Origin of the sequence: Bacillus sp. FSL M7-1020 (assembly GCF_038050415.1) — a bacterium.
GTDB lineage: Bacteria > Bacillota > Bacilli > Bacillales > Bacillaceae_G > Bacillus_A > Bacillus_A toyonensis.
The window spans coordinates 4,792,138-4,818,333 of the sequence record NZ_JBBOTW010000001.1; the positions used below are offsets into that span (position 1 = coordinate 4,792,138).

A 26,196-nucleotide genomic window follows, 5' to 3' on the forward strand; every position below is an offset into this window, starting at 1 on the left:
AATCAAACCTCTACATTTCTTTTCTTTTGAATATACTTCATTAATCTAAATCTTAGTTCCTTATCTAGTAATACAATTAATGCTACTACTAATAATAGATTGATCAAAGCTGCTATTATAGGAAACGTATTTAAATAAAAAGCTGATGTTAATGTAAAAGCTATAAATACCGAAAAATAAGGTACCATAATTTTTATTATCAATTCTTTTTTATTAGGATTAAATATAATAAACCCTAATAACATAATTACTTCTATAAAAACTGCAGCAGTAGCACCACCCACCACTCCAAATTTAAGGCTAAAAACATAATATAAAACTATTCCTAATAACACAGCTAAAAATTGTGTAATAGTACGTTTTGATTGAAGATTCCTTGTGGTTAAACCATCTGCTAAAGGAAAATTAAAACTTTGTAAAAATAACATAAGGGATAAAATTTTCAATCCAATTGCAGCTGCATCCCATTCTTCACCGAATACAATCTCTACTATAATGTTAGATAAATGAAATAATGGAATACAAAGGCATATTCCCATTAAACCCATTATCTTTACCTGTAAAAAGTTTAATTCCTTATGTTTTATTAAATCCTTTGAATTATAATATCTAAATAAAACTGGATAAAAAGCCCCTGCGACTACCCCTGGGATCTGATATAATGCTGCTGGAATCCTATAAGCAACTGAAAAATTACCTAGTTCATTTAATGATACTGTTTTCTCTAATACTAACGGTCCCAATTGGGGCAATATCATAATTAATAATCCACTAATAATAAATGCAGGTACCCCAGTTAATAAACTCTTATCAAATTCACTCGAAAAACGTAGGGAATTTTTAGTAAATAACATATATAATCCATATATTCCAGCTATAACATAAGAACAGCCATATAAAAACGCGATACTATTAATATCAAACTTGCATAGCATTCCTAACACAACAAAGAAAACTGATAATATCGCTGATAATGTCCTAATTTTGGCAATTTGCTTCATTTGCTCTTTCAGCTGAAAATATACTACTGATATACTTTGCATAGATAAACCAATAACGGTTGGCAGTACTAGTAGAAACATTACTTTTGAAAGATTACCTTTACTATAAAGAAAATATATGATAATAGTTGATGCTAATAAAGTGATAACTAGTAACATCAACCTCATTTTAATATAAGTTGACATCACTATGGAATCATCTTTTTTTCCTTTTGAACCTTCTCTTAAAACCACATTACTTAATCCTACATCGGTAAAGTACCCTGCAACCATAGAAAAGGCAACTGCTACACTAAATGCACCATATTCTTTCGCACCTAAATAGCTTGCTAAAATAATTATTGAAAAAGCATTAACTGCCCTAGTAAATGCTGTGCTAAAAAATAAGTAAAATATATTTTTTATAATTGAACTATTCAAGCATCTTCACCACAATCTTTGTTCTTTTTAAATCGATATAATACTTATTACCTTGCGCCATCACCTGTAATAACAACTCTAACCGTTTTAATAATAATTTTAAAATCTAAGATTATACTTGCGTGATTGATATAATAAATATCTAATTTTAATTTTTCCTTTGGTGTAATTTCATAACCACCATTTACTTGCGCCCATCCTGTCAATCCAGGTTTTACATTTAGTCTCTTTTTAAATCCTGGAATTTCATGTTCGAATTTTTCAGTAAACATGGGCCTCTCCGGCCTTGGGCCTACAAGGGACATCTCACCCTTTAAAATATTAAATAATTGCGGTAACTCATCAATTCTTGTTTTACGGATAAACAATCCTATCTTTGTAATACGTGGATCGTTCTTCTCTGCCCATTTTGCACCATTTTTCTCTGCATCATTTCTCATAGAACGTAGTTTAATAACCTTGAACTTTTTCCCATATAACCCTAATCTTTCTTGTAAATAGAAAGGAGAGCCTGGGGATTCTAAAATAATGAGTAAACTAAATATCAAAATAACGGGTGCCAATATAATCAAGCCTAATAAGGCGAATATAACATCTAATATATACTTACTCCCTAAATATAACTTAGATTGTCTATTTTCAACTTGAACGATTTGATCATCTGATGTAACTTGATATTCTCTCGCTATATTTTCACCAATCTTCATATTCCCTCTCCCTTATAATCTTATTGAATTATTTCTTTGTGCACTATATCATTCATATATTTTAATAATTGTTCTTTTAATTCCTTATGTTGTAATGCCATTTCAATCGTCGTTTTAATAAACCCCAGCTTCTCCCCAACATCATAACGCGTTCCTTCAAAATCATACGCAAACACTCGCTGAATTTCATTTAAACGTTGAATCGCATCTGTTAATTGAATCTCTCCACCCGCACCTGTTTGTTGATTCTCAAGAAACGTAAAGATTTCCGGTGTTAATACGTAACGACCCATAATTGCTAAATTTGATGGTGCTGTTCCTTGAGCTGGTTTCTCCACAAATTGAAGCACTTGATAACGACGATCGTTTTGATCAACTGGATCAATAATACCATAGCGATGCGTTTCATTTTCTGCCACTGTTTGTACGCCAATAACGGATGATTGTGTACCTTCATATTGATCTATCAATTGACGTAAACATGGTATTTCTGCTTGTACAATATCATCACCAAGTAATACCGCAAATGGTTCATTTCCAATAAACTTTCGTGCACACCATACTGCATGCCCTAACCCTTTTGGTTCTTTCTGTCTTATGTAATGAATATTAATTCTTGAAGAAGCTTGTACTTTCTCAAGCATTTCATATTTCCCTTTTTCTAAAAGGTTTTGTTCTAATTCAAAGGAATGATCAAAATGATCTTCAATTGCGCGCTTTCCTTTTCCAGTAACAATAATAATATCTTCAATTCCTGATTCAATCGCTTCTTCTATTATGTATTGAATTGTCGGCTTATCAACGATTGGCAACATTTCTTTCGGCATCGCTTTCGTGGCTGGTAAAAATCTTGTCCCAAGACCAGCTGCTGGGATAATCGCTTTTTTTACTTTTTTCAAATCTAGCCCCCCTATATTTATATATTTATATGTAACAATAACAAAAACCCTACCTATAGAGTCATTTTTATAACTCCATAGGTAGAGTTTCTATTAGAAATAAATTATGGGCATCCAACCCATCCTCACGTCATACTCCCGACGACAAGCGTCTAAGGTAGGCACGAAATAAAATTTCTACCCACAGCACGACCGAGTGCCTCCGTTGATAACGGTTAGGAGACATCACCTTTTCTTTATTTAAAAAATACCGAACAATTTTTTACGACGAATTTGTTCTGGATCTTCTTTATAAATTGATTTCCCGCTAATTATTAAGTACGGATTTTCTTTCAAATCACTCATAACATTCATTCCGAATTCTTTCTCAATTAATTCGTAGCTTTCCGCTAAATGAAATCCTCTTGATGTTGTGTTATGTGCATCTGATGCGACCATATGCGTTAAATTATGTTCTACAAGTTGTAGTGAAAACTTTTTAATTTTTTTACCGAATTTCCCTAATAAACTACCCGCGGTTACTTGCGTTAATGCCCCTTTATTTACAAGGTTATATAGCTTATCTGGCCGCTCGATTAACTCGGCATTACGTTCTGGGTGAACGATAATTGGAATCATTCCCTTTACACGTAGCTCATATAATAGTTGTTCTGCATAACGTGGTACGTGATTAGATGGAAATTCAATGAATATATATTTATTTGTTTCGTTTAAAGTAACGATTTTGCCAGCTTCATAGTCTTCTAATAAATCACCATATAACCTGACCTCTTGCCCGGGTAAAATGGTAAGTGGAATACTATGTTGTTGTAGTTCATCATTTAGTTGTTTTACCCCATGAATAATTGAGGTACGTTCATTTATATATTTCCCATTTTGATGGTGCGGGGTTGCGACAATTGTATGTATTCCTTCTACTACGGCTTGTTGCGCCATCGCTAAACTATCGGTTACGGTTTGTGCGCCATCATCGATGCCATATAAAATGTGACAATGTAAATCAATCATTTGCTTCATCCTCCCTTTCTCATATAAATTTTTTTCCCTTGAATATGAGACATCTCATATTCAAGGGAAAAAAGGAGATATGTTTTCCCATATCTCGCTCTTTTAATTAGTTTGCACCGTAATAATAATATAAGCCTTGATCACGTTCACGATCGTTCAAGACAACGCCTAACAGTTTACCTTTAGCCGATTCTAACAACCCTTTTGCCTTTACTGCTGTTTCTTTTTCTGTTGCTTCACTACGAACAACAAGAATAGACGCATCACATACATTTGCCATAATTTGCGCGTCTGTCACAGCTAAAATAGGTGGCATATCAAAAATAACTAAATCGTACATGCTGTATGCTTGTCCAAGAAGCTCTTTCATTGATTTTGAACCTAATAATTCTGCTGGGTTTGGTGGGATTGGACCACAAGCTAAAAAGCTTAGATTTTCTACAGATGTCGGTTGTACACATTTTTCTAAACGTTCACTATGTGTTAGTACGTTCGTTAGGCCAAAGATATTATCTACTTGGAACATTTGATGCATCGCTGGTTTACGCATATCCGCATCAATTAATAATACTTTCTTACCTTGTTGAGCAAACACGACTGCCATATTAGCTGTCGTTGTCGTTTTCCCTTCACTTGGGTTCGCAGATGTTACCATTAACGAATGTAAATTCGTATCAACAGCTGCAAATTCGATATTCGTTCGAATATTACGATATTGCTCTGAAATAGGTGATTTCGGTTGTTGATGAGCAATTAATTGACGACGCTGACGATGATTCTTTTTCTTTTTAAATAAATTAAGAGCCAATTGTTTGTCCCCTCACTTTTCTTGATGATGGAGCGTGCGATTTCACGTTCAATGTTTCTTCATCCATACGAGCTACAATACCTAACACCGGTAAACCAAGTAGGCTTTCTACATCTTCCTCTTTTTTCACTGTGTTATCTAAGTATTCTAGTAAGAATGCAAGACCAACTGAAGCCATTAAACCAACAACGAAAACAATTGCTACATTTAACATTGGGCGTGGTTTAATTGGAGATAGATTTTCTGCAACTTCTGCCTTTGATAGTACCGTTACGTTATCGACATTCATAATCTTTGCAACTTCACCTTTAAATACATCTGCTGTTGCATTAGCAATATCACGAGCTACTTTCGGATCTTTATCCTCAGCTGTTACAGAAATTACTTGTGAATCTTTTTCGTTTGCAACATTAACCTTCTCAGTTAAAGCTTGTGCTGTCATATTTAAATTTAATTTTTCATTTACTTGATCTAAGATTACTGGGCTTTTAATAATAACCTTATATGTATTCGTTAATTGAATATTCGTTTGAACTTCACCCGCTTGAATCATTGCACCCTCTTGCTTCTTCTGATTAACAAGAATTTGCGTCGAAGATTGATAGATTGGTGTCATAAAGAAGAAGCTAATGATAGCACTTACAATAGCTGCACCAAATGCGATTACGAGGATCATTGCTAAACGTTTTCTTAAAATATGAAATAACTCTTTCAAACTAATTGTTTCTTCCATAAGTTCCTCCAACTTTCTAAAATTTACACATAGGAAAAATTATAACATATAAATCTTACATTTTTCGTTTTTAATCATTCAGTTCTATATTTGTTCACAAGAAACAAGTTTAATCTTACAAAATAATCTTAAATCTGACAACACATTCCAATCATTTCCCCAAAATTTTATCATATCATGTTTTTTATAGTGTATAACTTGATAAATAATTTTCAGAAAACAATAAAAAGCCAACAATTTTTTTGTTGGCTTTTTATATTTTAGTAATAACCATATTGCTCTTTTTCTTCTTTTTTATCGTTTAAAACAACACCTAGTAGTTTTCCTGATGCTTTATCTAATATTTGTTGCGCTTTTACGATTTTATCTTTTTCTGTCTTTTCGCTGCGTACAACGAGTACGATTCCATCGCATTTATTCGCTAGTATTTGCGCATCAGTAACCGCAAGGACAGGTGGTGTATCGATTAAAATAATATCAAACATGTTATATGCTTCTAGCAACGCTTCGTCCATTGCCCGGCTCCCTAATAATTCTGCTGGGTTTGGCGGGATTGGACCTGCTGCCATTAAATATACGTTCTCTATATCTGTTTTTTGAATGCATTGCATAAGCTTTGCTTGTCCTGATAATAAGTTCGTTAACCCATTTGAACTATGAATGGCAAATAAGTTTTGTATCGTCGGCTTACGCAAATCAGCTCCAATTAATAAAACTTTCTTTCCTTGTTGGCCGAAAACAACTGCTAAGTTTGCGATTGTCGTTGTTTTCCCATCACCTGGATCTGCCGAGGTAACGATAATAGAACGAACATGACTATCCACAGATGTAAATTCAATGTTTGTACGAATGTTACGATATTGTTCTGTAATACGCGATTTAGGTTCTTTATGTGTAATTAATTGTCGTAATGATTTTCTTTTCTTTCTCCCGAACATATTCATAATCTCCTTTTGTGAAATGCGACATTTCTCTTTTCTCTCTCTTATGCTCGATTTCATACGTCTAATTAATATTTTGTATTGCTAATTTCCCCACATCTCATCATAATCAATAACATTCTACTTTGTCTTATATAAGTGCCTTAACAATATGACAATGCCCTTACTTCTTCATTACCTTTATCACTTATCCTATTTTCTAAATAAATGATAAAGTAAATTATATGGTAATTACCAGCTATTTACAAGTAATTTTCTGATTAGTTTGTATTTTATCTCTTCATCGTTATATAACAGAAACAAAAAATCTCCTTGTACGTTCACAAGGAGATTTTTTTATTTGTTCTCTATTCTTTTTTATCACCAATTGCAAATGTGATTTCAGCTTCACATGCAACTTCACCATCTACTGTCGCAATTGCTTTTCCTTTTCCGATCGGGCCACGTACACGTGTCATTTCTACTTCTAGGCGAAGTTGATCACCCGGGCGTACCTGTTTTTTGAAACGACAATTGTCGATACCTGCGAAGAAAGCAAGTCTTCCGCGGTTTTCTTCTTTCTTTAATACAGCAACCGCTCCGACTTGTGCTAACGCTTCTACAATAAGTACGCCAGGCATAACTGCATAGTCAGGGAAGTGTCCATTAAAGAATTCTTCGTTTGCAGATACATTTTTAATTCCAACCGCTCTTTTTCCTTCATCTACTTCTAATATTTTATCAACAAGTAAAAATGGATAGCGGTGAGGAATGATTTCTTTAATTTGTTCTATATTTAGCATGTAATGATCGCCCCTTTTGTAATATTGGTCTTACCACTTGGACATATTGTTATTATCCCATTTTGTTTATCGTTTGTCATTACAAAGTGAATTTTTATATTTAGTATACTTACTTCTCCATATAAAAAAATGCACACACTCTATTCCCTTAAAATAGTTGCACATTCCTGCAACTGACACGGAGGTAGAAAAGAGTGTATGCCCAGATTAGGGAAAGGCAATATGTATTGAAACATTATTTGCCTTAATGTCGTATTCGACTCATTATATTATAAACGTTTTCAAATAAGGAAATATTAAATTTAACCATATATATGAATATTCCACCTGTTTTCTTCGTTTTTCTTTATTTTTCTCTCATTTTCGCAAAAAATCGAAATAAAAAAATAGAAAAATAAAAAAGAACTAAGGTTTACCCCTTAGTTCCTTCTACTTTATCCAGCTATTTTTGAAATAATAATCAGTTGGGTGCCCCACTGATGAAAGTTTCACTTTATTTCAAAGCACGACGTGGTAATTTGTCGATATTCTCTAACATAATACCTGTACCAACCGCAACACATTGCATTGGGTTTTCAGCAATTAATACTGGTACCTTTAATTCTTCTGCTAGCAGCATGTCGATACCGTGTAGTAAAGCTCCGCCGCCTGTTAAAATAACACCACGGTCGATAATGTCCGCAGATAGTTCTGGTGGTGTGCGCTCTAGTACGCCTTTTGCAGCTTGTACAATAATAGCCGCGTCTTCTTTTAGTGCTTCTGTAATTTCTTCAGAGCATACTGTAATTGTACGTGGTAAACCTGTTACCATGTCACGTCCACGAATTTCAAGCTCTTCACTACGTGCACCTGGGAATACTGTACCGACTTTAATTTTAATATTTTCTGAAGTACGTTCTCCAATTAATAACTTATACTTACGTTTAACGTAGTTTAAGATCTCCATATCAAACTTATCGCCAGCCATTTTGATAGAAGAAGAGGTAACAATATCACCCATAGATAGTACAGCGATATCTGTTGTACCTCCACCAATATCAACAACCATGTTACCGCTTGGTTGGAAGATTTCCATACCCGCACCAACTGCGGCTACTTTTGGTTCTTCTTCTAAAAATACTGTTTTACCACCTGAACGTTCAGCAGCTTCACGAATTGCTTTTTGTTCTACTGATGTGATATTTGTTGGACAACAAATTAAAATGCGAGGTTTTGAAAAGAAGCTCTTTACGTCCAACTTGTTAATGAAATACTTTAACATCGCTTCTGTAATTTCGAAATCTGCGATTACACCATCTTTAAGTGGACGAATTGCTACAATATTACCAGGCGTACGTCCCACCATACTTCTTGCTTCTTCACCTACTGCTAATACTTTACCTGTATTACGATCAATTGCCACAACAGATGGCTCATTTAATACAATACCCTTACCTTTAACATGAATTAATACATTAGCCGTACCTAGGTCAATTCCGATATCTCGCGCAAACATTCCCGTCTTTTCCTCCTCGATATTCAAAATCAGGTTACACCCGAATTCTTTTACACCTAATTTCTGATTTTATCATAAATTTAACAGAAACGTAATATTCGCAAAAAGAATTCTTCTGAAAAATATTACCGAATGCACGCGGAATGTTTGCTAACGTATATTTATCTTATATTAACGGAAGGTAAGACTCTCATCTCAAACGAGTTTAGAAGAGTTGAGCGAAAGACCAAAAGCCTGCAAACGCCCGATTACTGAAGACTAATAATCAGTGAGGCACGCCCCACTGATTAAAGTTTCACTTTATTGACGTACAGGCTTTTCTACATCTTCTTTTCTATATTTCTGCTTTGTTGCTTCTCCGCCTCTTAAATGACGAATAGACTTATGATAATCAAGAATTTCTTTCACTTCATTTGCGAGCTCTGGGTTAATTTCTGGTAGACGTTCTGTTAAATCTTTATGAACTGTACTCTTTGATACCCCAAATTCCTTTGCAATTACACGCACTGTTTTTCTTGTCTCCACGATATACTTACCAATCTTGATAGTTCTCTCTTTGATGTAATCGTGCACACCACTCGCCTCCCTAAATTGGATGTGAGAAGTGTGAAATGAGCCTCGCTGCATACGACTAAGAAGTAAGTGTGAGTGCTGTTTGTAAGCGTTAAACATTCTTGGATTTATAATGAAATGATTCACGATTTCTCACCTCAAACACTCTCTTTGCTTTGGTTTATACCATTGTATTGCCCGCACTACTGATATATGCTACATGTTCACTATTTTTGCGGACTAAGTTAAGAAAAATTACGTTTTTTTGTGAGAAATACGTTAACAATGACTATTTTGGCAAAAAAATGACACCTTGTTTAAGAGGTGTCATTCTTCTCGATCATATTCTTCTTCTAACAATTGATGGTGGGGAACTTCCTTCTTACCGGCAATATAATAATACAAAGTAAATAAAACAAACAATAATATAATAGCAATCGACAGAACAAACAAAAACGACACAGTATCCCCTCCCTTTTGTAATATATATTCGAGAATCTCGTCATTTTTCCTTGTTATTGCAACTTTTTTCTCGAAATTGATTATTTTCATATAAAGTTCAACTAATAATCGGGCTTTTACGGGCAGTTAATCAACCCTAACTTCTTTGCTTTCGCTGAATTTTGAGATCGGGGTCTTACCGCCCGTAAATAGCAGGATAAAAATAAAAAAATCAGTTCTCTTAATGAGAACTGATTTTTCCACTTTCTTATTCTTGTGAAGAAGAATCGTTAGATGATTCTGTAGAACCATTTGTTGATTTTTCTTCTTTCTTCGGTTCTTCTTTTTTGTCACCAGTCGAACCGCTTGTTGATTTCTCTTCTTTTTGAGACTTATCTTCTGTTTTACTTTCTGGTTTCGTGCTCGTTGACTTCTCTTCTTTTTGAGATTTGTCATCAGCTTTTTTACCAGAAGCATTCGTTGCCTTTGTAGCACCTGCATCAGCTTTAATTTCTGCTACTGATTTATTTAAGTAGCGCTCAGGGTTCACAGCCACATTGTCTTTACGTACTTCAAAGTGAACGTGAGAACCTGCTTCTTTATTCATTGCACTTAGACCGGATTTTCCTAATACTTCACCTTGTGCAACTCTTGCACCTTTTTCTACTTTCACACTGCCTAAGCTTTGATAAGAAACTGCTACACCATTTCCACTATCAACTGTTACAACATAACCAAGAAGTGAATCTTTTTCAGCTTTTGTTACTGTGCCACTTAAAGCAGCAGCAACATTGAACTCTTTTCCATTTTTCGCAGCAATGTCAATTCCTTTATTCGGGGAATATGTGTTGTTATAAAAGACAAGTGCTTTTTCTTGTTCCGCCTCAGTTGCTGCATCTTCATAAAATTTCTTCTGTACGACTACTTCCGCATTAGCGGCTGCTGGCATTTTCACTACTTCTGAAGATTTCGTTACTGGTATTGCTGGATCTTCCGATTGTGTATACGGTGTTGCTTGATCGTGGTTCGGAGTCTTCTTTGGATTAGCTCCTTGGAACCATAGCGCAACCACTAGGATTACCGCTGCACAAGCAATGTATAGTGCCGGAAACACCCATCTTTTTTGAAATAAATGTACTACCTTTTGCGACTTTTTATTATTTCTTCCTCGCATTCCATCATCACCTCAGCAATCATTTTGAACAATATTCATGTATCCTATACAACGTATAACTAATTACTTTTCGACAAATTATGTAAAAATATGTATAGAAATTGTAAAATTTCCGAGGAAATGATGAAAAAAGAAAAAACTGAGCATTTTCAGCTCAGTTTTTAGTCCATTTGTTTCTTTTTATATACGATTAAACATGCAACAACCGAAAGAATAAGCCACACTCCAACATTCAAGACATGTCCGCTAATACTACTAAATCCCGCTCCCTCTACTAAGCTGTTAATCGCTTTGGCAATATGAGATGTTGGAAGATACTCGATCATCGTTTTAATTACTTTATTTTCAACCATTGGCTCAAATTGTACAGCTAAATACATCGTCATTAATATCGGCATTCCAATAAGTGATGTTTGCGGTACAGACTCAGCTAACAATCCAATCATTGTTCCAATCACAATAAATAGAATTGTTCCACATAAGAAAATAAATCCTAGTAATAAAAGATTTCCACCGAATTGATCCAAAATGAATAAGTTCACAATACAAATGCCCAACGTCAAACATGCTGTTAATATACTTTTCCCAAGAAGAACTTCAACAGAAGAAGCTGGTGATAGCATTAGCACACGTAACGTATGTTTTTCTTTTTCTTCTGCAATTACCATTGATTGAACAAACCCTGCAACAAATAGAAAAGCCATTAAAGTAATAATGCCAACCCCCATGCGCCCTTCTCCAAATCTGCTAAATATAAATGCAAATATAATTGGTAAAGATGCCATTAATAACACTTGTGAATTTGTCTTAAAATCTTGTACTTCTTTTCTAAAAATAGCTGATACACGTCTCATTGAAAATGTCATTATAATCCCCTCCCAGTAACTTCAATAAAGATATCGCCTAATGTTGGCTCGTGTGAATGAATAGATAGTAATTCACCTTTTCTCATCCATTCTGAAATACGTTTTGCACCTAATTCATCTTTTTGCACTACTTCTTTTTGCTTATCTTTTAATACGACTTGTATTTGATCTTTCGCGTATTGTAAGCGAAGGTTTTCTGGTGTATCAAGCGCTACAATTTCTCCGCCGCACAGAAAGGCGATACGGTTACAAAGCGTTTCTGCTTCTTCCATATTGTGCGTCGTTAAGAAAATCGTCGTTCCTTCTTTATTTAAGTCTTTTAAGATTTTATGAATGTTTTGTACGTTAACTGGATCGAGTGCGGATGTTGGTTCGTCTAAGAAGAGGATATCTGGTTTATGAAGGATCGCTCTCGCTAGTGTGACGCGCTGCTTCATTCCCTTTGATAGTTTCTTTACTAATGTTTTTTTATCATCTAATAGATTCACTTGTGCTAGCACTTCATCGATTCGTTCTTTTTTGCAATCGTATAAGTCGCAAAATAATAGTAAGTTATCATAAATGCTAAGTCTTTCATATAAGCCACTGTTGTCTGTTAAAATACCAATTCGTTTATAATCGATGCTACTTGGTCCTGTAATGTCTTTCCCTAGTACTCTTACTGTTCCAACACTATGAAGTAATTGAGAAGTTAATATTTTTACTGTTGTTGTTTTACCAGATCCACTCGGTCCGAGGAATCCGAAAATTTCTCCTTGCTTCACCTCAATATTTACATTTCGAAGTGCCGTTTTTTCGTTGAAACTTTTCATTACATCTTTCATTTCAATTGCCAATGTCATTTCGTCATCCCCTTTGTTTTTCTTTATAGATGAAATTTGCTTTCGCAAGTTTCGATTTGTATGTTTCGCTTTTCTTGACTCAATCATATGAAAAACAAAGGGTAGGCGCAGTAAAATACCGGTAAAAGGAGTATTTTTACCGGTGAATGAATCATATTTCGATCCTATTGGAGCACTTTTTATAGCCCAATTACACCTTTTAATTCATCCATTCGTCCTTTTGAAAGCGGAATTGAACTTTTTCTTTCGTCATCCAAAATTAAACTAAAACTGTTCCGTGTCCAAGTAATAACTTCTCGTACTCGTTGTAAATTAACGAGGTACGAGCGATGACATCTAAAGAACCCGAATCCTGTTAATCTCGATTCTAGTTCACTTAACGTTAATGCACATACGAAATCACCTTCACGCACATGAATATGTGTCACTCCATTTTGTGTTTCAATGAAATGAATTTCCATCGGATCAAGTAAAATGATTTTATCGTTCACTTTCGCTGGTATTCTTTCTAATTTCATCTGCGGAATCATTTGAACGACTTTTTCTTCATCGACTTCTTCCGCCTCTTCTTGCTCGATTTCGACCTTTTTCACACCATCGTTGTTTAATATGTATACATCTTCTGTTAACGAAAGAGCGTCTGACAGGAAAGAGGACGTAATAAAAATCGCCTTTCCTTTCTCTTTCATTTTCATAATTGCTTTTCGAATAATAATCGTACTTTCTGTATCTACATTTTGCTCTGGTTCTTCCAAAATAACTAAATCCGGATTATGAATCATTACTCGTCCAATATGAAGGCGACGTTTCTCTGAAAATGACAATTTTTCTACTTTCACGTTTAACTTATCTAGGAGACCAACACATTGTACAACTTCTTCTATACTTATCTTTGATTCATAAAGCCCTAACAAAAATTTAAAATATTCCTTCACCTTCAAACGATCATATGCTTCATCTTTCAAAAAACAAAAACCGATGCTGGAATAATTTTTCTTTCCAATCGCTTCGCCTCCAAATAGCACATTGCCAGTTGAGGCTTCTTCCTCACCAATAATGATGCGATGCAACACTTTAGCTGTATGGTTATTACATTGCAAAACAACACATTGTCCTTTCTCAACCTCTAGCTCAATTACTGGTAACTGGTTCGTCTTCCCTAATTGTTTCAACTCCAGTAGCGCCATTTCGTCTCCCCCAAATGCTTTTTATCCTATTATACCAAACAATTAATGGAAAATTTTGATATTTTTATGAAACACATAAAAATAAGGCTATCCAAATGAACAGATAGCCTTATTCTCTATTTTTGTTCTACCATATAAGTTTTGAGTAAATCACGAAGTGCTCTTTTTAAAAACTTACCTACAAATAATGAAAAAAGGAGCTAATCTTAATTAGCTCCTTTCACGTTCTACTTCTTCACCATCAGTTTTCCCTCATAATCATTCATCGTTTTTATTTCAACGCCTTTATAATAATGAGCGACGATATCTGTATATTTCTTACCTTCCGCTGCCATACCATTCGCACCGTATTGACTCATGCCAACACCATGACCGAAGCCTTTCGTCGTGACAATGATTTTATTGCCCTCTTGTTTCCATGTAAAATCAGAAGAGCGCAAATCTAACTTTTCACGAACTTGTTTTCCTGTTAATGTTTTCCCTTGGAACGCTACATCCTTTACTCTTTTACCCTCCGTAAGATCTTTAATATTTCCAACCTTTCCATCCGCCAGCACTTTCACACCGAGACGTTTTTGAAAATCAGCTACTGTGAACGTTTGCTCGCTTGTAAACTTTGGAGAGGCTTGATCCCACGGGCTATCTACACTTTTCAAATACGGATAATCATTTCCCCAATAATCAGCTGCATTCTCTGTTCGGCCGTTACTCGTTGAGAAGAAAGACGCTGAAATCGGTTTTCCCTCATACGTTAAAACTTGTCCTGCGGTTTTAGAAACGGCTTCCTCGATTTTCTTTAAATTGTTTTCGTAGTTATTGCCCCATTGTTTTTTCAATTCCTCTTTGCTTTTGTACACTTGATCTTTCACCGTATCTACCACATCTGCATTGTTTTTCTTTTCTCCACTTAGCATACGCTGCACCACGAATGTTCTTGCTGCTAATGCCTGTGCCTTTAGCGCCTCTATTTCAAAACTGGCATTCATCTCAGAAGCTACTACACCGGTCACATATTCCTCCACAGGTAATGTTTCTACCTTCTTCTGTTGGTCGCGATATACAGCAACTTGAACTGCTGTATCCACTTTCCCTGGAGCTGGTATACTTTCTATCGCTGGAGGAGTTTTAGAAGCTGCTTCTTCTCCTATTTTTGCTTTCGCAAACGGAATTACAAGAGCAGCGGGTACAATGATAACGAGCGCTATTAAAAGCACTACTATAATGAAAAATGGCTTTGAAAATTTCATCCTATTCCCCCAATATAAAGTTGGCTTCCTTTCATTCTTATGGAACTACGGAATTTTTTAGAACATACTTGGGGGTATCGGTATAGACTGAAGTTTTAATGCGTTGGAGTCTTACTGCCCGCTAATGCGAGATAAAACGAAAATTTTCTAAATATTTTTACTGGTACGTGCATAAGTATAGAGTTTATTGACTATAACAGTAATAACCCAAAAAAAATAGTCTCTATATCAAAAGACATAGAGACTACTTCAATTAAGCGTGAAGATCAGAAACTTCTTGTTCTTTCACTTCTTCTACTTTTTCGTTTACACGTTCAATAGTTGCACCTAATGCAGCTAATTTCTTATGGAAGTCTACATAACCACGGTCAAGATGCTTTAATTCAGTTACACGAGTGTAACCTTCTGATACTAAACCAGCTAAGATTAATGCTGCAGCTGCACGTAAATCAGTTGCACCTACTTCAGCACCTTGTAAGCTGTTTGGACCGTTCATAATAACAGAACGACCTTCGATTTTAATATCAGCATTCATACGACGGAATTCTTCAACGTGCATAAAGCGGTTTTCGAATACCGTTTCTGTAATCATACTTGTTCCATCAGCTTGTAGTAATAATGCCATCATTTGTGATTGCATGTCTGTTGGGAAACCTGGGTGAGGCATAGTTTTAATATCAACCGCTTTTAACTTATCTGGGCCGATAACACGTACACCTTCATTTTCCTCAATAATTTTAACACCCATTTCTTCCATCTTCGCTGTAATTGAGCGTAAATGTTCAGGAACAGCATTTTCAATTAAGATGTCTCCACCAGTAATTGCTGCTGCAACCATGAATGTTCCCGCTTCAATACGGTCAGGAATAATAGAGTGGTTTCCACCATATAATTTCTCAACGCCTTCGATACGAATCGTTCCAGTTCCAGCTCCGCGTACTTTCGCTCCCATCGCATTTAAGAAGTTAGCTAAGTCAACGATTTCTGGTTCTTTCGCTGCATTTTCAAGGATTGTTGTCCCTTTTGCTAATGTAGCTGCAGACATAATGTTTTCTGTCGCGCCCACGCTTGGGAAGTCTAAATAAATTTTAGCTCCTTTTAGTTCTCCCTCAACGTATGCCTCAACAAAACCGTTACCAACCTGTACTTTTGCTCCCATTGCTTCGAAGCCTTTTAAATGTTGGTCAATTGGACGTGAACCAATTGCACATCCACCTGGAAGTGCAATACGAGCACGACCGTTACGTGCTAATAATGGTCCCATTACTTGAACAGATGCACGCATTTTGCGTACATATTCAAATGGTGCTTCAATGTTTAGTTCTTTAGAAGCATCGATTGTTACTTGGTTATTTTCAAATACGACTTCAGCATTTAAATGACGTAATACCTCATTAATTGTGTATACATCAGACAAAACTGGTACTTCAGATAGTACATTCTTTCCATCACTCGCTAATAGGGCTGCAGCGATTATAGGTAATACAGCATTTTTTGCGCCCTCAACACGCACTGTGCCGTTTAACCGCTTTCCGCCACGGACGATGATCTTTTCCAAATTATTCCCCTCCGTGTCCTTTTTTCAGTATCTATTCACTCAATACTCAGAAGTTATGATCGGTGTGCCAACCACAATTGTATCTTTGTTGTTTGTAGAACGTATTGCTATTTGCACATTTATTTTCTCTCTATTTGTTGAAAGAGCGTCATCCCACTTTTTATTGTATGCGGAGACTGACACAAATGCTCTTTCTTCTACTTGTTCGATCGCTCTTGCTGAAAGATCTTTCAAAACCTGATTGGTTTTATTTTGCAAAACACCTTCAATCTTATCATTCAGTACACCTTGAACACAAGTGTAAATTATAGGTTTTTCATTAAAAATTTTATTCATTTTCTGAACATGCTTCGGGTCCCATTTCGCCCCACTTACTTCAAAAATAATGAAAGTGTTTTCTTTAGTATTTTCCTTACTCCAAGTTACTACTACTCGTTCTTCATATGAAGCAAACTTTTTATAGGATGTAGCTTTATATCCATCTGGAGATTGCTCTAAGTCCCATTTTTGAATATTTGCCTTCCCCTTCACATCGTTTAACAATTTTTGAAACGTATGTATGTTAGAAATTGTTTTTGTTTCTCGCGCTAACCATGACCATTTCTCCACTTTAGCATCATTTTTCTCTAAAGCCTTAATCATGTTCTCCATTTTCTGTTCATCGCTTATCGGTTTCATCTCTCTATATCCAACCAAAAAGAAAACAACACTCAAGGCAACAATAAGAATGGCTTTAAGCTTCAATTTCATCCCCTCCTATCCCCATTGTTAACGGAGATATGAGGTTCTATACACTTACTTTACTAAATACGTTAAACTCTTCGAATAGCCTAAATAATCAAGGAAAAAGTTACTTACAGATGTCCCAATTGCAATTGTAATTAGGATGAGTAATACCCTCGTCTGCAACACTTTTCCAGCTTTCATTAAACGCTCGATGTGAATACCTTGTAAGGCCCACCACGTAATGGTAATAAACAATAAATGCGAAACGATGGCAATCAGTGCTTGTTGCCCTAAAAGTTGTGCCAAAAAATCGACCCCTTTTTACTCGGCTACTACTTACGAAAGAATATAAAAACGATACCATAATAAGTAGGAGCCACACTTTTTCAAATGCAAATAAGCATCTTACATTTTACATCGTAAACTTCTCTCGAAAAAACGTATACCTATATGCATTTTCATTTGCGGCTAACACAAAATAAAAAGCGCAGAGTACCGACTCCACACCTTTTATTTTCACTATTGTACCACGTTCCCCAAGAAGAAGAAATCTTTCATTAATGGAAAATATTCATAAAAGAAATTGTATCCAATCATCGGCATAATCCCTAGTATTACAATCGAAATTGCACAAAGACTCATAACAACCTTTATATTTAATGGCAAACGAATTTTCTCTTCTACTTCTCCCGTCCGGAAAAACATTTGCTGTAAAATACGGAAATAATATACGAATGAAATGACTGTCGTACCCATCATAATAGAAGCTAGTACGTAATGAGCTGGCTCTACATGAAGTGCACCTAAAAAGATGTTAATCTTTCCGATGAAACCAGCTGTTCCTGGTATCCCGGCCAACGATAAAATAAAAATCGTCATTACTATCGCTGTAAATGGCGACCTGTTATATAATCCGGTGAAAATAGTGATATTTTCTTTGTCGCTTTGTAAGATTAAACCGTGGATAATTGCAAACGCGCCTATATTCATAAGCATATAGGCGAGCATGTAAAACCACATGCTATCCATCGTAAATGGTGATAATGCCACAAGTGGAACGAGTAAATACCCCGCATGCGCGATTCCTGAATAAGCAAATAGGCGTTTTACGTTATATTGCTTTAGTGCGACTACATTTCCGATAATCATCGTAATACTTGCTAGAACCGCAATATATATACTCATACGCCCGTATAAAGATTGCATGTCTCCTTGCACCGATACACTTGCAAAAATCATAAGGAACAGACGAATAATGAGTAGGAACCCAGCAATTTTAGAAATCGTTCCAAGGAAAGCAGTAACAGGTGTAGCCGCCCCTTCATACACATCGGGTGCCCACATATGAAACGGTACTGTTGCAATTTTAAACGAGAGCCCAACGAGCAATAGTAGAAATGCGAGAGCTAACAATAACTGAATACCACTAGTTAGCTCCCCGGTGAATACTTTTTGCATATCCACAATATTGGTTGAGCCTGTAATACCGTATAAATAACTCATTCCAAAGAGCGTAATCGCCGTTCCAATTCCTCCATTAATGACATATTTCATTGCCGCTTCATTTGATGCACGGTTCCTTTTTCGTATTCCTACTAAAACATAGGAAGAAAGTGATAGTAGCTCTAAACCGACGAAAAGTGTAATAAAATCAACACTAGAAGCCATGAACATCGCCCCAAGAAGGGCCATTAAAAATAAGTAATAATATTCTCCCTTATCTTCAATTGGATTTTTCTTGTCATCGCTCATTGCGGTGCATAAGATGAGGGCCGCTCCGCCTAATAACAACGTTTTAAACCCTTTTGAAAATCCATCTAACACAAACGATCCATTTAAAATATCTCCTGCTGGTTCGCCGTATAGCGTAATTAATGACACAATTGCTAATATGACAGCAGCGATTGCACTAAGCGCCACATACCTATGGTTCAGCTTAAAAAACAAATCACCTATGGAAAGAAGGATGGCAAACCCGAGAATAATGAATTCTGGCAACATGAGATGCCATGATAAGCTCAGTAACGTATCCATATCCATCCTACTTCACCCCCAATGTTTTCAATGTATTTTGAAGCGGATCCCCTAGTATTTCTGGCATTACTCCAATGGCAATAATACAGAAGATAAGCAATAGGACCGGGACGTACTCCCATCCGTGTATATCAGTTTTCGCTTCCCACTCTTTCTTACCAAATGTTACTTGGAGTGTCGCTCTTAATACGTACACAGCGGTTAAAATAATCCCAAGTACACCGACTGCAGCAATGACTGGCTCTCCTTGGAATAAGCCGAGAAAGGCAAGAAACTCACTCACAAATCCAGACATCCCCGGTAGTCCAAGCGATGCCATTCCTCCTGCTAGGAAGAAGCCGCTAAGTATTGGGACACTTTTTGCGAGTCCACCAAGCGCTGTAATATCCGACGTGCCAAAGCGCTGTTCTATAACACCAAGCAAGAAGAAGAGCAAGGCTGCAATTAAACCGTGCGAAACAACTTGGAATAGCGCCCCTTGTGTACCTGGTGCATTAAGTGCCGCAAGCCCCATTAAAACAATTCCCATATGCGAAATACTAGAGTAGGCAAGCACCTTCCTAAAATCCGTTTGGATGAGCGCTAAAAAGGCACCGTACAATAAGTTGATTACTCCTAAAATCGCAATTAGCGTGGCAAACTCGCGAAAGTATTCTGGGAATAGCCCCTTCCCGAAGCGAATCATCCCGTACGCTCCAATCTTTAGCAAAACGCCTGCATGAAGCATAACTACAGCAGGGTGCGCTTCAATATGCACATTGACCATCCAGCGATGCAACGGGAAAATAGGTAGTTTAATTGCAAAGGCAATCATTATAGCAATAAATACACCAAGCTGTATGCTACTCGGGACGATCTGTCCTCCCCCAGCACTTACACCTGTTAATATCTCTTTCAATTCCGCAATATTTGTCGTACCTGTTTTCGCGAACAAAATCGAGAAAACGATGAGCAAAATAGCTGATCCAATGCCGTTATATATTAAATAACTATATGCAGCCTTTTCACTCGACAATTTCCCCCACTTGCCAATTAATAAAAACATTGGTGGCAGTGTAATTTCAAAGAAAATAAAGAACAACATTAAATTTTTAGCAGCGAAGACACCGAGCATCCCTATTTCTAGCATGAGCAATAGCATATAAAATGCTTTTAAATTTCTTTTAATGGAAAACGCTGCAATTGCTGCAAGCATCGCTAGAAGGGCTGTCAGCACCATCATTACAAGTGACAAACCATCAATTCCAAGCTCGTAATAAATAGAAAACCATCTTTTATCCACCGCTGCAAAATCACCAAATTTAATCCATTTCACTTTTTCATCAAATAGCGATAGACTCTTTCCAGAAGCATATGTACAAGCGAGGACGGTAGCTATCCCAAATGGAAGCGCCGTCCCAAATAAACCGAGCGCTCGTACTGTACGCGATTCTTTTTTCGGTGTTAATACAAGTAATAGAATCCCTAAAAGTGGGGAGAAAATGAAGAACGTCAACAACAAATCATTCATCGTAAATCCCCTCCCGTATATAGCAAAATAATGACGAGGACCGCGAGCGAAACTGCTGTTACAGTGCCGTACACTTGTACATTCCCGTTTTGAAGCCTCGACAATGTGCCACTTACCCCTTTAACCAAACTTGCGATTAAAACAGCAATCCCTTCCACGACATATACTTCAAATAAGCGAAGCACATGAGCGATTCCCTTCGTAATAGGAATCACTGTCATATTGTATAGTTCATCCACATAATATTTTTCTTTCAAGAGCTTATGAAGAAATGACCTTTCTCCTCCTGCCCAATTTTTTGAGATAGTTTTCTTTCCATATATGAAATACGCAAGGGCAATCCCCCCAAATGAAACGAGCGTCGCAACAATCATAATCCAAACTGGTCCATGTGCTTCTTCCACTTTAAATTGTATATCCTTCGTCAGCCAATCTCCGAGAAACGTTCCAAACCACGGTGTATTTATATATCCTGCTACTACCGCGAGAACGCCGAGAACAATCATCGGATACGTCATAATACGCGGCGAGTCATGCACGTCTTCCTTCGTCTTCGCTTCCCCAGTAAAGACAAGAAAGTATAGGCGGAACATGTAGAATGCTGTTAGGAATGCCGCAAAGACTGCTAGAACAAATAGAAAGTAATTGCCACTCATCCAAGTTGCTGCCAAAATTTCATCTTTACTAAAAAAACCCGAAAGAAGCGGAACTCCACTAATTGCAAGTGTACCTATTAAAAATAACGTACCCGTTACTTTCATCTTCTTCTGTAAACCGCCCATTTTATTAATGTTTTGCGTATGCACAGCATGAATTACACTTCCTGCTGCCAAGAATAGTAACGCTTTAAAAAAGGCATGTGTCGTTAGATGGAATATACCCGCTACATAACCAGCAGAACCTAAGGCGAGCATCATATACCCGAGCTGGCTAACTGTAGAATAAGCAAGTACCCTCTTTATATCCGTCTGTACAAGACCGATAGAGGCTGCAAATATTGCGGTGAAAGCCCCAACAATTGCCACCGTCTGCATTGCCACCGCACTTGCCGAAAATAGCGGGAACATCGTTGCTACTAAATATACACCGGCTGCGACCATCGTCGCCGCATGAATAAGTGCCGAAACAGGCGTTGGCCCCTCCATCGCATCAGGCAACCACGTATGAAGCGGAAATTGACCTGATTTCCCCATCGCCCCGATAAAAATTAATATCGCCGTTATCGTTATCATAGTCGGGGACAGATCGCCTGTATGAATCGCTCTAAAAATTGCTTCATACTCAAAACTACCTGCATGCCAAAAGATTAAAATCATCCCAATAAATAAACCAACATCCCCAATACGAGTCATAATAAAAGCCTTTTTCGCAGCAGCCTTTGCTTCCTCCTTAAAGAAATAAAAACCGATGAGTAAAAATGAACCGAGGCCTACTAACTCCCAAAATATATAAAGCTGTAACAAATTCGTCGATATAACAAGCCCAAGCATCGCAAATGTAAAGAGTCCTAAATATGCATAAAAAGTTGGTAATCTTGCGTCACCTTTCATATAACCTTTTGAATACACATGTACAAGTAAGCTCACAAGTGTAACGATAAATAACATCAAAGCCCCTAATGCAGTCACTTCAAAGCCAAATGATATATCAATATCTCCAGTTCTAAGCCATACCCATTTATGCTTCACTGTGACCTTCGAAAATCTTTCTATTAATACAAGTACCGCGAGTATAAAGGAGAGAGAGACGAAGAAAATACTAAGTACGCTGCTTCCTTCTCTAATTTTCTTCCCGAACATAATAAGTAAAAAAAACGAAACAAGCGGGAAAAGCGGTATGAGCCATGCATAATCGATCATTGTTTCCTTCCCCCTTTTCGGTCACAATGCTATCCTTTAAGCGTATCCATTTCATCTACATGAACTGTCGTGCGATTACGATACAAAGCAATTAAAATGGCGAGCCCTACCGCCGCCTCCGCTGCCGCTACAGCCATCGTAAACAGCGAGAAGATTTGCCCTGTTAAATTCGGGAACAAACCTAATTTACTAAACGCCACTAAATTTAAATTGGAAGCATTTAGCATTAATTCGATACAAACTAATACGATTACTGTGTTTCGCTTCGTTAAAGCTCCAAATAAACCGATGCAAAACAAAATAATCGCAAGTGTTAAATACGCAGAAGCTGGAACGCTACTCATTGGAATCCTCCTCTTTCTCATCCTTCTTCGCAAGTATAATCGCGCCAACAAGTGCTACAAGTAAAATAACCGAGGTTAACTCAAATGGAATAATGTATTTCGAATAGAGAAGTGTACCGATTTGAAGTGTGTTTTTTTCATGGAGAGGTAAACTTCCTTGTGTGCTTTCATTTGAAAAATCGATACTATTAACAGCGAAATACATAACTGCCCCAAATGCTACAACTGCAAAGAAGATAATCCATTTTCGAAGAGTAAGACGTGATTCATTTTCCGCATTATGTTTCGTTAACATAATGCCAAAAATCATAATAATTGTGATTGCACCAGAGTAAAGTAAAATTTGTGCAACTCCGATAAACTCGGCCGATAAAAGAAAGTACAAACCTGCAATGCTGAGAAATGTCAGAACGAGAGCTAGCATCATATGCATTACTTTCGTTAAGTTCAACATGAGAACACCACCGATAATTGCAGATAAGGATAGTATAAAGAATGCTACAAACTCGCCATTCATGCTTTATTCTCCTTCCTGACGTTTTCATCGTTTTCGTCGAGCCACTGCAAATTTTTAAATAAATCATCACGTGAATATGCTGCGAGTTCAAAGTTATTTGTCATAACAATTGCCTCTGTCGGGCAAACTTCTGTACATAAATCGCAAAGTATACAAATTTCAAAATTAATATCATACGTATCAATAATTTTCCCTTTTTTCGTAGGGTCAGGATGTTTCTTTCCCGTCAATTGAATGCAATCTGTCGGACAAATGTTAGAACACTGATTACAAACAATACATTTCTCAGGATAAAACTTTTGAATCCCTCTAAAGCGATCTGGCAATGGCAACGGCTGATTTGGATAATCATACGTCACCTTTTTCTTACTCAAATTACTCAGCGTATATTTTAAACCTTTAAATAACCCTTTCATCTCTTACTGGCACCCCCTTCATAGATTAGAAGAATAGCTCCTTAATCAATGCCGTTAAGAAAATATTTGCAAGTGCGATTGGTAATAATACTTTCCAGCCAAACTCCATTAACTGGTCACCCCTTATACGCGGGAACGTAACGCGGAACCAAATTAATAGAAAGACTACACTGCTAAATTTCAAAGCAAACCATACAGCACCTGGAATAAATCCAAGAAACATAACTGGGTTCCAGCCGCCTAAAAAAAGTACTGTAATTAAAGAGGCCATTCCGAAGAAATATACATACTCTGAAAGCATGAAAAACGCCCAGCGAAAACCTGAGTATTCCGTATGATATCCAGAAACAAGTTCTGACTCCGCTTCTGGTAAATCAAACGGCGTCCTATTTAACTCTGCTACTGCTGCGATTAAGAAAACGACGAATCCAATTGGCTGTACGAAAATGTACCAAACTTTCTCCTGCGCCGCTACAATTTCATTTAGATTCAAGCTACCAGCTAACAAAACGATACCAATTACGCTCATTACGAGCGGAATTTCATAAGAAATCATTTGCGCCGCCGCGCGCATCCCTCCTAAAAGGGAATATTTATTATTTGATGCCCATCCCCCAGTTACGACACCAATTGTCGTAATCCCAGAAACAGCAATGTAATACAGCAATCCGACACCAATATCCGCGAACTGAAATTTATCGGTAAACGGGATAACCGCAAGTACCATAAATGCTGGCGCAAATGCAATGACAGGTGCTAATATGAACAACGGTTTATCTGCAGCTTTCGGAATACTATCTTCTTTCAATAATAGTTTCAAAACATCAGCTACCGTTTGCAGTAAACCGAACCGCCCTCCAACTTGGTTTGGCCCAATCCGGCCTTGCATAAATCCCATCACTTTCCGTTCTGCCAAAATACCATATGTAACGAAGCCAAGGACTGCAAATAGTAGAAGCACTGCTAATCCGAAAAAAATGAAGAAATTCGTCCAGCTTGAAGGTGATTGTAAGAGCGTCTCAATCATTAGCCATCGACCTCCCCAAGTACAATATCGACTCCACCTAAAATCGTAATTAAATTGGCGATGTTTTCACCCTTCAATAACTTCGGTAAAATTTGCAAGTTATAAAAAGAAGGCCTGCGGAATTTCAGACGATATGGCTCTTTCTTTCCGTCACTAGCGATATAGCAACCAATCTCTCCGCGTGGTGATTCTATACGGACAAACGCTTCCCCCTTAGGCGCCTTAATAATTTTCGGCACTTTCGCCAGTACGGCTCCGTCCTTTGGAAACTGCTGGACTGCTTGCTCTACAATTTTTAACGACTCTTCAATTTCCTCCATTCGGCAAACGTAGCGATCCCAAGCATCTCCCACGCTTCCAACAGGAATATCAAAATTAAAACGATCATAAATCGAATACGGCTCATCTTTGCGAAGATCCCAGTTTACTCCGGTGCACCGCAAATTCGCTCCGCTTAAAGAATACGAAATTGCTTCTTCCGCGCTATATATGCCAACGCCCTTCACGCGATTCAAGAAAATCTCATTACCACTAACAAGGTCGTGATAACCTGCCAATTGCTCTCTCATGTATGGAACAAACTCTTCCACTTTTTCAATCCAACCATCCGGCGCATCCCACTTCACACCGCCAACTCTCATATAGTTAAAAGTAAGCCGTGCCCCACATAATTCATTTAATAAATTTATAATCATCTCTCGTTCACGAAACGCGTACAAAAACGGGCTGACCGCTCCTATATCAAGAAGATTTGTCCCCCACCAAACGAGATGGCTCGCAATTCTTCCCAGCTCCATCGCAAGTACTCGCAAGTATTCGGCACGTTCCGGAATTTCAAGTCCCATCATCGTCTCTACAGCATGGCAAATGACGTAATTATTCGTCATTGCTGATAAATAGTCCATTCGATCTGTATAAGGGATAATTTGCGTATACTGTAAGCTCTCAGCGATCTTTTCAGTCCCGCGATGCAAATACCCAATAACCGGTGTAGCTTCTTTAATAATTTCACCGTCAATCTTAATAACAAGCCTGAAAACACCGTGTGTACTCGGATGCTGAGGTCCTACATTCAAAAGCATTTCTTCCGTACGAATCATAA

27 protein-coding genes are annotated in these 26,196 nt (G+C 37.1%); all 27 read right to left on the bottom strand.

The genetic code is table 11. The annotated features are described in order from the left end of the window. Positions 1-2: 2 nt before the first annotated feature. Positions 3-1,421: a flippase gene (locus tag MHB70_RS24730; protein ID WP_001088870.1), complete on the bottom strand. Its 1,419-nt coding sequence runs from the start codon at positions 1,419-1,421 to the stop codon at positions 3-5. A gap of 47 nt (positions 1,422-1,468) precedes the next feature. Continuing rightward, on the bottom strand, positions 1,469-2,128 hold the full coding sequence (locus tag MHB70_RS24735) for a sugar transferase (protein WP_000689633.1): 660 nt from the start codon (positions 2,126-2,128) through the stop codon (positions 1,469-1,471). 20 nt (positions 2,129-2,148) lie between these two features. Then, the gene (gene galU, locus MHB70_RS24740) at positions 2,149-3,027 is read right to left on the bottom strand and encodes a UTP--glucose-1-phosphate uridylyltransferase GalU (RefSeq protein ID WP_000756062.1); all 879 of its coding nucleotides are present in this window, start codon (positions 3,025-3,027) and stop codon (positions 2,149-2,151) included. A gap of 240 nt (positions 3,028-3,267) precedes the next feature. Then, on the bottom strand, positions 3,268-4,035 hold the full coding sequence (locus MHB70_RS24745) for a tyrosine-protein phosphatase (RefSeq protein WP_000566224.1): 768 nt from the start codon (positions 4,033-4,035) through the stop codon (positions 3,268-3,270). A 106-nt stretch (positions 4,036-4,141) separates the two neighbouring features. Further along, the gene (locus tag MHB70_RS24750) at positions 4,142-4,843 is read right to left on the bottom strand and encodes a CpsD/CapB family tyrosine-protein kinase (RefSeq protein ID WP_001207162.1); all 702 of its coding nucleotides are present in this window, start codon (positions 4,841-4,843) and stop codon (positions 4,142-4,144) included. Beyond that, positions 4,833-5,576, bottom strand: a complete 744-nt coding sequence (locus MHB70_RS24755) for a YveK family protein (RefSeq protein ID WP_000393166.1) — start codon at positions 5,574-5,576, stop codon at positions 4,833-4,835. The genes MHB70_RS24750 and MHB70_RS24755 overlap by 11 nt, the downstream gene beginning before the upstream one ends. A gap of 260 nt (positions 5,577-5,836) precedes the next feature. Continuing rightward, the gene (locus MHB70_RS24760) at positions 5,837-6,514 is read right to left on the bottom strand and encodes a CpsD/CapB family tyrosine-protein kinase (protein ID WP_061529500.1); all 678 of its coding nucleotides are present in this window, start codon (positions 6,512-6,514) and stop codon (positions 5,837-5,839) included. Between the two features lie 350 nt (positions 6,515-6,864). Further along, positions 6,865-7,299, bottom strand: coding sequence for a 3-hydroxyacyl-ACP dehydratase FabZ (gene fabZ / locus MHB70_RS24765; RefSeq protein ID WP_000931959.1), 435 nt, complete (start codon positions 7,297-7,299; stop codon positions 6,865-6,867). A gap of 493 nt (positions 7,300-7,792) precedes the next feature. After that, positions 7,793-8,794 (bottom strand): rod shape-determining protein, encoded by a 1,002-nt coding sequence (locus tag MHB70_RS24770; protein ID WP_000457991.1) that lies wholly within the window; start codon positions 8,792-8,794, stop codon positions 7,793-7,795. Between the two features lie 300 nt (positions 8,795-9,094). Beyond that, entirely contained in the window at positions 9,095-9,367 is a 273-nt protein-coding gene (spoIIID, locus tag MHB70_RS24775; RefSeq protein WP_000544012.1) for a sporulation transcriptional regulator SpoIIID, read from the bottom strand. A 306-nt stretch (positions 9,368-9,673) separates the two neighbouring features. Further along, positions 9,674-9,808, bottom strand: coding sequence for a hypothetical protein (locus MHB70_RS24780; protein ID WP_000008898.1), 135 nt, complete (start codon positions 9,806-9,808; stop codon positions 9,674-9,676). 247 nt (positions 9,809-10,055) lie between these two features. Beyond that, on the bottom strand, positions 10,056-10,961 hold the full coding sequence (locus MHB70_RS24785; protein ID WP_061529499.1) for a M23 family metallopeptidase: 906 nt from the start codon (positions 10,959-10,961) through the stop codon (positions 10,056-10,058). A 161-nt stretch (positions 10,962-11,122) separates the two neighbouring features. Beyond that, positions 11,123-11,827, bottom strand: coding sequence for an ABC transporter permease (locus MHB70_RS24790; protein WP_000144458.1), 705 nt, complete (start codon positions 11,825-11,827; stop codon positions 11,123-11,125). Further along, positions 11,827-12,669: an ABC transporter ATP-binding protein gene (locus MHB70_RS24795; protein ID WP_061529498.1), complete on the bottom strand. Its 843-nt coding sequence runs from the start codon at positions 12,667-12,669 to the stop codon at positions 11,827-11,829. The genes MHB70_RS24790 and MHB70_RS24795 overlap by 1 nt, the downstream gene beginning before the upstream one ends. Positions 12,670-12,848: 179 nt before the next feature. Continuing rightward, the gene (locus MHB70_RS24800) at positions 12,849-13,856 is read right to left on the bottom strand and encodes a LytTR family transcriptional regulator DNA-binding domain-containing protein (RefSeq protein ID WP_061529497.1); all 1,008 of its coding nucleotides are present in this window, start codon (positions 13,854-13,856) and stop codon (positions 12,849-12,851) included. Between the two features lie 227 nt (positions 13,857-14,083). Beyond that, the gene (gene spoIID, locus MHB70_RS24805) at positions 14,084-15,103 is read right to left on the bottom strand and encodes a stage II sporulation protein D (protein ID WP_000672621.1); all 1,020 of its coding nucleotides are present in this window, start codon (positions 15,101-15,103) and stop codon (positions 14,084-14,086) included. Between the two features lie 253 nt (positions 15,104-15,356). Then, positions 15,357-16,661, bottom strand: a complete 1,305-nt coding sequence (gene murA, locus MHB70_RS24810) for a UDP-N-acetylglucosamine 1-carboxyvinyltransferase (RefSeq protein WP_000411271.1) — start codon at positions 16,659-16,661, stop codon at positions 15,357-15,359. Between the two features lie 39 nt (positions 16,662-16,700). Then, a complete protein-coding gene (locus tag MHB70_RS24815) occupies positions 16,701-17,405 on the bottom strand; it encodes a YwmB family TATA-box binding protein (RefSeq protein WP_000767897.1) in 705 nt (234 codons plus the stop codon). A 51-nt stretch (positions 17,406-17,456) separates the two neighbouring features. Further along, a complete protein-coding gene (locus tag MHB70_RS24820; protein WP_000057885.1) occupies positions 17,457-17,693 on the bottom strand; it encodes a DUF1146 family protein in 237 nt (78 codons plus the stop codon). Between the two features lie 213 nt (positions 17,694-17,906). Beyond that, positions 17,907-19,421, bottom strand: coding sequence for an NADH-quinone oxidoreductase subunit NuoN (gene nuoN / locus MHB70_RS24825; RefSeq protein WP_002104333.1), 1,515 nt, complete (start codon positions 19,419-19,421; stop codon positions 17,907-17,909). 7 nt (positions 19,422-19,428) lie between these two features. Then, entirely contained in the window at positions 19,429-20,931 is a 1,503-nt protein-coding gene (locus MHB70_RS24830; protein ID WP_000998954.1) for an NADH-quinone oxidoreductase subunit M, read from the bottom strand. Next, positions 20,928-22,790, bottom strand: coding sequence for an NADH-quinone oxidoreductase subunit L (gene nuoL / locus MHB70_RS24835; RefSeq protein WP_000568192.1), 1,863 nt, complete (start codon positions 22,788-22,790; stop codon positions 20,928-20,930). The genes MHB70_RS24830 and nuoL overlap by 4 nt, the downstream gene beginning before the upstream one ends. A 29-nt stretch (positions 22,791-22,819) precedes the next feature. Further along, complete coding sequence (gene nuoK, locus MHB70_RS24840) at positions 22,820-23,134, bottom strand: NADH-quinone oxidoreductase subunit NuoK (RefSeq protein WP_000100083.1); 315 nt, start codon at positions 23,132-23,134, stop codon at positions 22,820-22,822. Then, entirely contained in the window at positions 23,127-23,651 is a 525-nt protein-coding gene (locus tag MHB70_RS24845) for an NADH-quinone oxidoreductase subunit J (protein WP_001012818.1), read from the bottom strand. The genes nuoK and MHB70_RS24845 overlap by 8 nt, the downstream gene beginning before the upstream one ends. After that, positions 23,648-24,067: an NADH-quinone oxidoreductase subunit NuoI gene (nuoI, locus tag MHB70_RS24850; protein WP_000677189.1), complete on the bottom strand. Its 420-nt coding sequence runs from the start codon at positions 24,065-24,067 to the stop codon at positions 23,648-23,650. The genes MHB70_RS24845 and nuoI overlap by 4 nt, the downstream gene beginning before the upstream one ends. A 25-nt stretch (positions 24,068-24,092) precedes the next feature. Further along, on the bottom strand, positions 24,093-25,094 hold the full coding sequence (nuoH, locus tag MHB70_RS24855) for an NADH-quinone oxidoreductase subunit NuoH (RefSeq protein ID WP_000573426.1): 1,002 nt from the start codon (positions 25,092-25,094) through the stop codon (positions 24,093-24,095). After that, a complete protein-coding gene (gene nuoD / locus MHB70_RS24860; RefSeq protein WP_000621442.1) occupies positions 25,094-26,194 on the bottom strand; it encodes an NADH-quinone oxidoreductase subunit NuoD in 1,101 nt (366 codons plus the stop codon). The genes nuoH and nuoD overlap by 1 nt, the downstream gene beginning before the upstream one ends. Positions 26,195-26,196 lie beyond the last annotated feature (2 nt).